Raw genomic sequence first — 12,384 nt, 5'->3', positions numbered from 1 at the left:
ACCCAGAAAGAGGAAGAAGAAGGACGACATGCCTTTGATGAAACCGTTCGAGGCCGATCTCATGGAGCTCGCCGAGAACCGGATCGCCATCGAAGGCGTCGCGCCGATGATCGATGGCGGGCGTTTCGCGATCAAGCGGGTCGAGAACGAAGACCTGACGATCTCGGCTGACGTCTTCTCCGACGGCCACGACAAGATCGCGGCCGCGGTGGTTTACGGCGAGGCGGGCTCGAAGGACTGGTCCGAGACCCCTCTCGAATTTCTCGTGAACGATCGCTGGGAGGCGGTGATCCGCTTTGAAAAGCCCGGCCCCCACCGCTATTCGGTCATCGCCTGGCGCGATCTTTACGCGACGTGGCGCGACGAAGCCAAGAAGAAGCTCGATGCGGGTAAGTTGACAGATCTGGAACTCACCGAGGCACGTGAGCTGGTCAAGGGGGCGCAGGAATCGGGTCGCGGCAGCAAGGCCGATCAAAAAGCGCTCGTGAAGCTGCACGAGCGGCTCGAAAAAGCCGCGGGGCAGGGCGATTCCACCGCGCAATATTCGCTGATGATGGAGCCCGACACCATCGCGCTCCTCGAACGCGCCGGCAACCGCACGAACCTCTCGCGCTTTTCCGTCGATGTTCCGGTCTGGGTCGATCGGACAGCGGCTGCGTTTTCGGCATGGTATGAGCTGTTCCCCCGCTCGCAATCGGGCGATCCGGAGCGGCACGGCACCTTTGCCGATGTGGAAAAGCGCCTGCCCGACATTCAGGAAATGGGCTTCGACGTTCTTTATTTCCCGCCGATCCACCCGATCGGGAAGACGAACCGCAAGGGCAAGAACAACACCCTGACGCCGGACGAGGGCGATCCCGGCAGCCCCTATGCGATCGGCTCGCCCGAGGGCGGTCACAATGCCATCCACCCCGAACTCGGGACCTTCGAGGATTTCGTGCAGCTGATCGCGAAGGCGAAGCAGCATGGACTGGAGATCGCGATCGACTACGCCATCCAGTGCTCGCCGGATCATCCGTGGATCAAGGAGCATCCCGAATGGTTCGACTGGCGGCCGGACGGAACGATCAAGTTCGCCGAAAATCCGCCGAAGAAGTACGAGGACATCGTCAACGTCCACTTCTATCGGGGTGCAATACCCTCGCTCTGGTACGAGCTGCGCGACAGCTTCCTGTTCTGGGTCGACAAGGGCGTGCGCATCTTCCGGGTCGACAACCCGCACACCAAGGTGTTCCCGTTCTGGGAATGGGTGATCGCGGAGATCCGCAAGGTCGATCCGGGCGTGATCTTCCTCGCCGAGGCCTTCACCCGGCCGAAGGTGATGAAGCGCCTCGCCAAGGTCGGCTACAACCAGTCCTATTCATACTTCACGTGGCGAAACGAGAAGTGGGAGCTTCAGGAATACCTGACCGAGCTGACGACGGAAGAGTGCGCCGAATACATGCGGCCGAATTTCTTCGTGAACACGCCGGACATCAACCCGATCTATCTCCAGACCTCGGGCCGGCCGGGCTTCCGCACCCGTCTTGCCCTGGCGGCGAGCCTTGGGGGCAATTACGGCGTCTACTCGGGCTTCGAACTCTGTGAATTCCTGCCCGTGCCCGGTAAGGAGGAGTATCTCAACTCCGAAAAATACGAGATCCGGGCTTTCGACTGGAAGGCCGAGGGAAATATTCGCGACGATATCGCCTTCTTCAACCGGCTTCGCAAAAACGAGCCGGCGATGCAGGATTTCCGTTCGCTTGCCTTCTTCAACTTCTGGAATGATCAGGTCCTGTATTACGGCAAGCGCACGGCCGATCGCTCGTCCTATCTCCTCTTCATGGTCAATCTCGATCCGCACCACCCGCAGGGCGGTCACTTCGAGGTGCCGCTCTGGGAGTTCGGCCTCGGAGACCAGGGTCTCGTTCAAGCCGAAAATCTGGCCAGCGGTCAGGTCGTGGCCTGGCACGGCAAGGTGCAGCACTGGTGGCTCGATCCCGCCGAATGCCCTTACGCGGTCTTCAAGCTGAGCTCGCCTTGACGCCGGCCGGTCCGTCTTCCACCCTTTTGCGTCACGCCCCTTACGAATGCTCGAAAGACATCTTCCCCGATGAATGAAATCGTCACCGCCGCAGCGCTCGACCCCTCGGGCGGAATCGATCCCGACGCCCCGGACTGGTACAAGGATGCGATCATCTACCAGCTCCACGTGAAGACGTTCGCCGATACCAACGGCGACGGGGTCGGCGATTTTCCGGGTCTGCTCTCCAAGCTCGATTATATTCAGGAGCTTGGCGTCACGGCGATCTGGCTCCTGCCGTTCTATCCCTCGCCCTTGCGGGACGACGGTTACGACATTTCCGACTATCGCTCGGTGAACCCGTCTTACGGCAACCTAGAGGATGTCGAGCGGCTGATCGAGGAGGCGCACAAGCGCGGCATGAAGGTGATCACCGAGCTGGTGATCAACCACACCTCCGATCAGCATCCCTGGTTTCAGGCCGCGCGCCATGCGCCGAAGGGCTCGCCGGAGCGCGATTTCTACGTCTGGGCGGACGATGACAAGGGGTACGATCTCACCCGGATCATCTTCACCGATACCGAGACGTCGAACTGGACCTGGGACCCGGTCGCCCAGCAATATTTCTGGCACCGCTTCTTCTCCCACCAGCCCGATCTCAACTTCGACAATCCGAAGGTGATGGAGGAAGTGCTGTCGGTCATGCACTTCTGGCTCGACAAGGGCGTCGACGGGCTGCGGCTCGATGCGATCCCCTATCTCGTCGAACGCGAGGGCACGAACAACGAAAACCTGCCCGAGACCCACGATGTCCTGAAGGCGATCCGCGCCGATCTCGACAAGCACTATCCAGACCGGATGCTTCTGGCGGAAGCGAACCAGTGGCCGGAGGACACGCGCCCCTATTTCGGCGAGGGCGACGAGTGCCACATGGCGTTCCACTTCCCGCTGATGCCGCGCATGTACATGGCGGTTGCCCAGGAGGACCGGCATCCGATCACCGACATCATGCGTCAGACGCCGGAAATTCCGGAAAACTGCCAATGGGCGATCTTCTTGCGCAACCATGACGAGCTGACGCTGGAAATGGTGACCGAGGAAGAGCGCGACTATCTCTGGTCGACCTACGCCGCCGACTCCCGTGCGCGCATCAATCTCGGCATCCGCCGGCGCCTTGCCCCGCTGATGGGCAACGACCGCCGTAAGATCGAGCTTCTCAACGCGCTGTTGATGTCGATGCCGGGAACGCCGGTCGTCTATTACGGCGACGAGATCGGCATGGGAGACAACTACTATCTCGGCGACCGCGACGGCGTGAGAACGCCGATGCAGTGGTCGGCCGACCGCAATGGCGGGTTCTCCCGCGCCGATCCGCAGCGTCTCTACCTGCCGGTGATTCAGGACGCGATCTACGGCTTTCAGGCGCTCAACGTCGAGGCCCAGTCGAACAACCCGGCCTCCCAGCTCAACTGGGTGCGACGCCTCATCCAGGTGCGCCGCACGAAGGAGGCCTTTGGCCGCGGCACGATCGACTTCCTCCTGCCCTCGAACCGCAAGATCCTTGCCTATCTGCGTGAGTTCGGCGACGAAAAGGTGCTGATCGTCGCCAATCTCTCGTCGTCCGCCCAGGCTGTCGAACTCGACCTTTCGAAGCATGCTGGCGCGACGCCGGTGGAGATGCTCGGTCTATCGGCCTTCCCGCAGATCGGCGAGCTTCCCTATATGCTCACCCTGCCGGCTTACGGCTTCTTCTGGTTCGATCTGTCGGCAGCGCCCTCCACGAGACGGTCGGATGCCCCGACGCCGCTGCCCGCCTTTTCGACACTCGTCGCGCCGGGCGATCTTCAGTCGACGGTGGGCGGACGCAACCTCACCGAGCTCAAATCCGTGCTGCCGGAATTCATCGGCAACCAGCGCTGGTTCGCCGCAAAGTCCGAGCAACCTAGACGCATCGAAATGAAAGTGCTCGGGGCGCCGACGCCCGATGCGCGGCGTCATCTGCTCACCGAGGTGGTCGTGCCGGCCAAGGACGGGGAACAGCGCTATCTCCTGCCGCTCTCGGTCAACTGGGGAGAACACAATCTGAACGCCCAGGAGCCTAACCTGCCTTATACGGTGGCGAAGGTGAGACAGGGGCCGAAGATCGGTGCACTGATCGACGGGGCAAGAAGCGGCGAATTCGCCAAGATCGTCGTGTCGCTGATTGCGGCCGATACCGATATCGATCTGACCGACGGCAAACTCGTCGTCGAGGCGTCGGCGAGCGAGAAGGAGGGGCTGGCCCAGTCGCTTCTGGTCGACACGGATGCAATCCGCGTCCTTACCGGCGAGCAGTCCAACACATCCGTGCTGGTCGGCGGGCAGGCGATCCTGAAATATTATCGCCGTCTGCGCGACGGTATCCAGCCGGAGCTGGAGGTCACGCGCTTCCTCACGGAAAAGACCGATTTCGACGCGGCACCAGCGCTCTACGGCTCGGTCGAACTCGTTCGCGAGGACGGCACCCGCACGGCCATCGCGGCGCTGTTCGAGCAGATCCAGAACCAGGGCGATGCCTGGACCGTGATCGTCGATGCGCTGGCCCGCTATCTGCGTGACCGCGCCTATGTTTATCAGCAGGAAGACACGGGCGGTCAGGACGAGGATGCCGCCTCAGACCAGCAGCTGATGATCCAGATCGATCCGGGCGAAGTGCTCGGCAGGCGCACCGGCGAGATGCATGCCGCACTTTCGACGGTGACCGGCGACGCAGCGTTCGATCCCGAGCTGCTCGACGACGAGCATTACATGAAGCTTGTTGGCGAGGCGAAGGCCGAAGCGAAGGACGCGCTCGAAATCCTGCGCGAGGCAAAGCCGCGTCTTCCTGCGGACGAGCTCGACGCTGTCGAGCGGCTGGTCTCTGCCGAAAAGGATATCCTCACCTGGTTCGACCGCTTCGGCGGCCTGAAGGTGAAGGCGCACAAGATCCGCATCCACGGCGACTATCACCTGGGTCAGGTTCTGGTGGCCAAGAATGATGTCGTCATTCTCGACTTCGAAGGGGAGCCGGGACGGACACTGGAAGAGCGGCGCGAGAAGTTCTCGCCGCTGCGCGATGTCGCCGGCATGATCCGCTCCTTCGACTACGCCGCCTTCGCAGCACGCGACCGGGCAGGGCCGGTGGACGATTCGACGGCGGAACGCCTGCGCGAGATGTCCCTTTCCTGGCGGGACGAGGTTACCGAGGAGTTCCTCAAGCACTGGAGCACCGCTTCGGGCATCTCTCTGGAAGACGATGCGACGGCGCAGCTGCTGGATCTCTTCGTTCTGCAAAAGGCGTTCTACGAACTGCGCTATGAAGCGGCCATGCGTCCGGCATGGCTGTCGATCCCGCTCCGCGGCATCATTGCGCTTCTCGAGAAAAGACAGGTGTTGAAATGAGTTCGACCAATAACGCTTCCGGGATCGATCATCGCCCCGAGGAAAGCAAGGCCTGGGAGATCGGTCGCGGTGTGCACGGCGATCCATTCTCCATCCTTGGCCGTTTCGAGGTCGAAGGCGGCTCGATCGTTCGCGTCTATCGCCCCGGCGCGCACAGCGCCACGGTGATCGACGAAAGCGGAAAGGAGCTCGGCAAACTGGAGCAGTTCGGGCCGGAGGAATTCTTCTCCGGCTTCGTGCCGGGCCTCACCGCCCAGATGCCTTACCGCATGCGCTACACCCATAATGACGCGCCGTGGGATGAAGAGGACCCCTATCGCTTCGGGCCGATCCTTGGCGAGCAGGACGTCTATCTTCTCGCCGAAGGCACGCACTACCGGATGTACGAGAAGCTCGGCGCGCATCCGATGGACAATGGCGGCGTGAAGGGCACGGCCTTCGCCGTCTGGGCGCCCAATGCCCGCAGGGTCTCCGTGGTCGGCAACTTTAATTCCTGGGACGGGCGCCGGTCCGTGATGCGCAAGCGCCACGAGTGCGGAGTCTGGGAACTCTTCATTCCCCATATCGGGAAGGGCGAGACCTATAAATACGAGGTGATCGGGCCAGACGGGGCGCTGCAGCCGCTGAAGGCCGATCCGGTCGGCTTTCGGCAAGAGCTTGCGCCCTCGACTGCCTCCATCGTGCAGGGGCTCGTCGAGCACGAGTGGAAGGATCAGGAATTCCAGTCGCATAAGGCCGACTGGCAGGACCGCGAGAAGCCGGTTTCGATCTACGAGGTGCATCTCGGTTCGTGGCAGCGCGGGCCGGACAACACCTTCCTCGATTATGACGAGATCGCCGAGAAGCTCGCCGCCTATGTGACCGAAATGGGCTTTACTCATGTGGAGCTGATGCCCGTTTCCGAGCATCCGTTCTACGGCTCCTGGGGCTATCAGCCGATCGGCATGTATGCGCCGTCGTCGCGCTACGGCACGGCGGAGGGCTTCGCGCGGCTCGTCGATGTCATGCATCAGCACAATATCGGCGTGCTGGTGGACTGGGTGCCCGGCCATTTCCCAACCGATGCCCACGGGCCGGGTCTCTTCGACGGTCGGCCGATCTACGAGCATCCGAACCCGAACCGCGGCTTCCACAAGGACTGGAACACGCTGATCTACGATTACGGTCGGCCCGAGGTGAAAAACTACCTCGTTGCCAACGGACTGTACTGGCTGGATCAATTCCACGTCGATGGCCTGCGCATCGATGCGGTCGCCTCGATGCTTTATCTCGACTATTCGCGCAATGCGGGCGAGTGGGAACCGAACATCCATGGCGGGCGCGAGAACCTCGAAGCCATGGCGTTCCTGAAGGACACCAACGAGCGCGTCGGCGAGTATTTCCCGAAGGCGACGACCCATGCGGAGGAATCGACTGCCTTCCCGGACGTGTCGCGCCCGACTTATGCCGGCGGCCTCGGCTTCCACTTCAAGTGGAATATGGGCTGGATGCACGACACCTTGCATTACATGCAGGAAGACCCGATCAACCGGCGCTACCACCACCATCACATGACCTTCGGCATGGTCTACGCCTATTCGGAGAACTTCGTTCTGCCGATCAGCCATGACGAGGTGGTCTACGGCAAAGGCTCGATGATCGAGAAGATGCCGGGCGACGAGTGGCAGAAATTCGCGAACCTGCGTGCCTATTACGGGTTCATGTGGACCCATCCCGGCAAGAAACTGCTCTTCATGGGCCAGGAATTTGGCCAGTGGCGCGAATGGAATCACGACCAGTCTCTCGATTGGCATCTGGTCGAGGAGGACGGCAGTCGGCACAAGGGTCTCCAGACCCTGGTACGCGATCTCAACCATCTGTACCGCGAGATCCCGGCGCTGCATGAACTCGACTGCGAGCCGGCCGGTTTCGAGTGGGTGGACACGGCCAATGTGGAGCAGAGCATCCTTGCCTATGCGCGGAAGGATCGTGCCGGGCGTACGGTTCTGATCGTCTGCAACTTCACGCCGGTCCCGCGGCATGATTACCGCGTCGGCGTCTCCAAGCCCGGCACCTGGACCGAGCGCCTCAACACGGATGCGGAGATCTATGGCGGCTCGAATGTGGGCAATATGGGTGGCAAGGAAGCCGAGGAGCACTCGGTGCACGGCCGGCCCTATTCGATCTCGCTCAGCCTCCCGCCGCTCGGCACGATCGTGATGGTCCACGAGGACTGATCGGCGGTTTTCCTCGACAGACGATCAAGCGGCATCGGCGGACCTCGCCGGTGCCGCTTCTTTTTTGGGACAACATCAGCGTCTGAGGTCGTCGCTTCTGAGAATTCTTCCCCGACTTCGCGAGCTGAATTAGCGAACGCCTATTCCCCCGGCGCAATCTGCGTCTCGGCGGCGCGCAGATCGGTTTCGAGACGCGCCATGCGTTCGGCATTGGGCGTCGAGAAGCGGCCGAGCACAAGATAGGCGACCGGCGTCAGATAGAGCGTCGAGATCGTCGCGAGACCGAGGCCACCGACGATGACGATGCCGAGGGCTTCGCGGGCTTCGGCGCCCGCGCCGGACGACAGCATCAGCGGCACGCCGCCAACGACCGTCGCGATCATGGTCATCATGACCGGGCGCAGGCGGATGATCGCAGCCTGCTCCGCGGCTTCACGAACGCTTTTGCCCTCTTCGCGCAGCTGGTTGGCGAATTCCACGACGAGGATGCCGTTCTTCGCCATGATGCCGACGAGAAGCACGAGCCCGATCTGGCTGTAGAGGTTGAGGGTCGCGCCGAAGAATTCAAGCGAGAAGACGGCGCAGGCAACGCCCAGCGGAACCGTCGCGATGATGATGAGCGCGGAGATGAAGCTCTCGAACTGTGCCGAGAGAACCAGCAGGATGACGATGAGGGCAAAGGCGAAGACGAGGGCGAGACCGCTGTTCGTTTCGCCGATGGTCGCAAGTTCCCCAAGCGGGATAAGGCGCTGGCCCGGTTGGAGTTCGCTCTCGACGACGGCCTGAACGTCTTCCCAGGCGTCCTGCATCGCCATGCCCTGAGGGAGATCCGCAGATATCGACACCGCGCGGGCGCGGTTCTCGCGGGTGAGTTCGGGTGCGACGGCTTCCTCTGAAATGCTGGCGATGGTCGAGATCGGCACGATCCGCCCGTCGCCGGCCTTGACGAAGACATTCTCCAGATCACCCGGATCGTTGATCGGATCGGTGGAGGCAATCAGCCGGATCGGCACTTCCTTGTCGGCGACATAGGTCTGTCCGATGCGACGTCCGTCGAGCAGCGCCTGGATGGCGGTGGCAAGCCCGTCGATGCCGATTCCGAGATCGGAGGCGCGTTCGCGATCGATGGAAACGGAGAGCTGCGGCTGGGTCGCCTCCGAGCCGAGGCGGACACGGCCGAACCGGCCGTCCTCTTCCATCGCCGTCACGATCCCGTCGGCGGTTTCGGCGAGGGAACGGAAGTCCTGGCCAGCCACCGCGAAGCGCAGGCCTTCGCCGCCGCCGCGAATACCGAGGGAATTGGGCTGGATCGCGAAGGCCCTGACGCCCGGAATGGAGCGCAGATTGCCGTTGATTTCCGAGACGATTTCGCCCTGGCCGCGCACGCGGTCCTCCCATCCGGCGAGGGAGAGCACCATGAAGCCGGAACTGGAGCCGCCGAAGCCGGAAATCGCGAAGACGTTGTTGGCTTCGCCGCTGTCGACATAGGGCGTCAGGATCGCTTCCACCTTGCGCATCTGGGCATTGGTGTAGTCGAGGCTCGCGCCCTGGGGAGCTGACAGCCGCAAGAGGACGACGGCGCGGTCTTCGGGCGGTGTCAGCTCCTGGGGCAGTTGCAGGAAACTCAGATAGGCAGCGCCCGAGAAAATGACGGCGATGCCGACAGTTGCGAGCGGATAGTTCAGCGCGCGGCGAAGGCTGAAGGCGTAGAGGCCGGCAAGCCACCCGCCGAAGCGCTGCATGGCGCGCGCAAAGACATTCGGCCGCCCCGCGTGCGAAAGATCCTTCAGGAGGAGCGAGGCCATCATCGGGCACAGCGTAAGGGCGATGAAGGATGAGATCGTCACGGCAGCCGCCAGCACATATCCGAACTCGCGGAAGAGCCCGCCGGCCTGACCAGGCAGGAAGGAGATCGGAACGAAGACGGCTGCCAGCGTCGCTGTGGTGGAGACGACGGCGAAGAACATCTCCCGCGCGCCGACGACGGCCGCCGCACGCGGCGTCAGCCCCATGTCGCGTCGTCGCACGATATTTTCCAGAACGATGATCGCGTCGTCGACGACCATGCCTGTCGCGAGAACCAGCGCGAGCAGGCTGAGAATGTTGATCGAAAAGCCCGCCATGTAGATGAACGCGATGACGCCGATGAGCGCGATCGGCATGGTGACTGCGGGAATGAGCGTTGCGCGGATGTTGAGGAGAAACAGGAAGATCACGCCGGTCACGATCAGAACCGCGAGGATCAGCGTGAACTGAACCTCCGAGATCGCGCCATTGATGAAGATCGCGTCGTCGCTCGTCACCTGCATGGTGACGCCATCGGGCAGCGATGCGTTGAGGCGGTCGACCTCGTTGCGCACGGCCTTGGAGATTTCGAGGGTCGAATAGCCGGCCTGCCGGATGACTGCGAGCCCGATCCCGGTGGTGCCGGTCACGCGCAGGGCCGTTGCCGCATCGTCCGGGCCGAAGCGCACGCTCGCCACATCGCCGAGCCGCGTCCGGTCGTTGAGATAGATTGCCTCGAACTCTTCCGGCGTCGAGATGTTGGCGTCGGCGCGCACGATCAGCGACTGCGAGGACGATTCCAGCTGGCCGGCAGGAACGTCGAGATTGGCGTTCGCCAGCGCGGTTGCGATGTCGCCGACGGTGAGGCCGCGCGTCGCGAGCCGGTCGGGCTGGACGTCGACGAAGATCTGGCGCTCGCGCTCGCCATAGACGCGGATCGCGGCAACGCCTTCGACGGCTGACAGCTGATCGGTGATCCTGTCGTCGACCAGCGTCGTCAGATCCTCGATGCTCATGTCGGGCGCGGTCACCGCAAGGCGCATGATCGCCTGTGCGTCTGCATCCGCCTTGACGATTTCCGGGTTCTCCGCGTTTTCCGGCAGGTTGTCGGCAATCCGGCCAACCGCGTCGCGCACATCGCTGGCAGCGACATTGAGATCGACGGAGTCGTTGAACTCGATCGTGACCTGACTTTCGCCGAATTCCGATTTCGACGAAATGGAGGAGATGCCCGATACGCGGGACACCGCGCTTTCGAGCTGGCTCGTCAGCTGGCGGTCCACGGTCTCGGGGGATGCGCCTTCGAATTCGACCTCGACGGTGACGACGGGCCGGTCGACATTCGGAAGCTCGCGGACCTCCACGGCGTTGAGGGCTGCAAGGCCCGCGACGACGATGAGGAGGTTCAGAACGATCGTCAGCACAGGCCGCGTTACGACCAGAGCCGCGAAGCTGCCAAGCGCGCTGGGCTTGTCCTTCGTCTTGCTCACGAGCCGCTCCGATCCGCCTTTTCGGGAATCGGGACGCCGGAACGTTCAGGGCCGCTCCCGAGACGAGAAGGAACGTCTTCCGCTGTTTGTGGCTGAGCCGAACCGGGGCGCGCTTCCGCCGCCACGATCGGTGCGTTCGCCCGGCTTAGATCCGCGCCGGGCGGGGCCTTGAGCACTTCGAGGTCCAGATCCAGCCCCTCGCGCATGGACTGGATGCCTTCGACGACGACGAGATCGCCGGCTTCGAGCGCATCCGAGACGATGAGTACCCGGTCGATGTCCCGCTGCACGATGCGAACCGGCGCCTTGGTCGCCTTGCCATCCCGAACGGCCCAGACGAACGGCCCGCTGCGCTCCCAGACGACGGCGAGCGGATCGGTCGCGAGATAGGTTTCTCCGTTCAGGGCGACGGTCACCGTAAAGGACATGCCGGGCCGGAGACGATCGTCGCGATTGACGATGACGCCTTCGGTGCGGACCGTGCGGCTGTCCTCGGCAACGCGGCTGTCGATGGCGGCGATCTGGCCCTGATAGGTCTGATCGGGCCGGGCAACGGGCACGGCGGTGAGGTCGGTGCCCACATCGATGTCGGTCAGGTAGCGTTCCGGCGTATAGAAAACGAGCTTCAGTTGATCGCGGGCGTCGATGGTCGCGATCTCGGTCGACCCTTCCACGAGGCTGCCGCGCTCGATCTTGATGATGCCGATGCGTCCGTCGATCGGTGCGCGGATTTCGCGTTTCGAAAGCGCGATCCGCGCCTCGCGCAGGTCGAGACGAGCCGTGTCCAATTCGCGAGCGGCATCGGTGACCTCGACACTCGTCGATGCGTTGCGTTGGCGAAGCTGGCGAATGCGTGAGAGCTTGTCCTCGGCAGCCTGGACCATGAGCGAGGCGCGGTCCACCGCGACGGCCTCGCTCGAACTCTCCAGGCGAATGATGGGTTGGCCGGCCGTCACCTGTTGACCGGATGAGGCCAGCACCTCCTCGACGATGCCGGACGTATTGTCCGGAACGACGGTGACGGAGCGTATGGCTTCGGCGCTGGCGATGGTCTTGAAGGTGGTGCGGCTTGCCTCCCGGGTGACCGGGGAGGCGATGGCAGGGGTTGCGCCGCTCCCGCCACCGAAGGCGCCGCGACCGGGGCCGCGCGCCTGTTCGGGCGCTGGCTGGGTCGCCTCCGGTGAAATCACCGCGATGGCCTCGCGCACCGTGTCCTTGTAGGGAATGTCCGCGGCAAGGATCATTCGGCCGATTTCCGGCTTCACCCAAACCAGTCCGGCAAGTCCGACGATGAGAATCAGGGCCGTGACGAGGATCTGTTTGAGAAAGGAAAGCATTACGTCCGTATGCCGTTGACCAAGAGAGAAAGGCGCGAGCCCGTGCCGGACCAGATACGCTTTACCGGGCGGTTATACGGCAGAATCGTCATACTCACGTAACGATTTGTAAGCGTGCGACCTTTCGCGGTCAC

Annotated in this window: 5 protein-coding genes; 3 read left to right on the top strand and 2 right to left on the bottom strand. The window is 62.9% G+C overall.

The features are described 5' to 3' along the window. Window positions 1–28 precede the first annotated feature (28 nt). From ABDX79_RS05075 to glgB, 3 genes are all read left to right on the top strand, one after another. Complete coding sequence (locus ABDX79_RS05075) at window positions 29–2,023, top strand: alpha-1,4-glucan--maltose-1-phosphate maltosyltransferase (RefSeq protein ID WP_346219168.1); 1,995 nt, start codon at window positions 29–31, stop codon at window positions 2,021–2,023. Window positions 2,024–2,092: 69 nt separating this feature from the next. After that, on the top strand, window positions 2,093–5,422 hold the full coding sequence (gene treS, locus ABDX79_RS05070; RefSeq protein WP_346219167.1) for a maltose alpha-D-glucosyltransferase: 3,330 nt from the start codon (window positions 2,093–2,095) through the stop codon (window positions 5,420–5,422). Then, window positions 5,419–7,638, top strand: coding sequence for a 1,4-alpha-glucan branching protein GlgB (gene glgB / locus ABDX79_RS05065; protein WP_346219166.1), 2,220 nt, complete (start codon window positions 5,419–5,421; stop codon window positions 7,636–7,638). The genes treS and glgB overlap by 4 nt, the downstream gene beginning before the upstream one ends. A 140-nt stretch (window positions 7,639–7,778) precedes the next feature. On the opposite strand, the gene ABDX79_RS05060 is transcribed toward glgB, so the two are convergent. Next, complete coding sequence (locus ABDX79_RS05060) at window positions 7,779–10,913, bottom strand: efflux RND transporter permease subunit (protein ID WP_346219165.1); 3,135 nt, start codon at window positions 10,911–10,913, stop codon at window positions 7,779–7,781. Further along, window positions 10,910–12,250, bottom strand: a complete 1,341-nt coding sequence (locus ABDX79_RS05055) for an efflux RND transporter periplasmic adaptor subunit (RefSeq protein ID WP_346219164.1) — start codon at window positions 12,248–12,250, stop codon at window positions 10,910–10,912. The genes ABDX79_RS05060 and ABDX79_RS05055 overlap by 4 nt, the downstream gene beginning before the upstream one ends. Window positions 12,251–12,384 lie beyond the last annotated feature (134 nt).

Origin of the sequence: Fulvimarina fulva (assembly GCF_039652615.1) — a bacterium.
Taxonomy (GTDB): Bacteria; Pseudomonadota; Alphaproteobacteria; order Rhizobiales; family Rhizobiaceae; genus Fulvimarina.
This window is presented reverse-complemented; position numbering and strand designations above follow the sequence as displayed.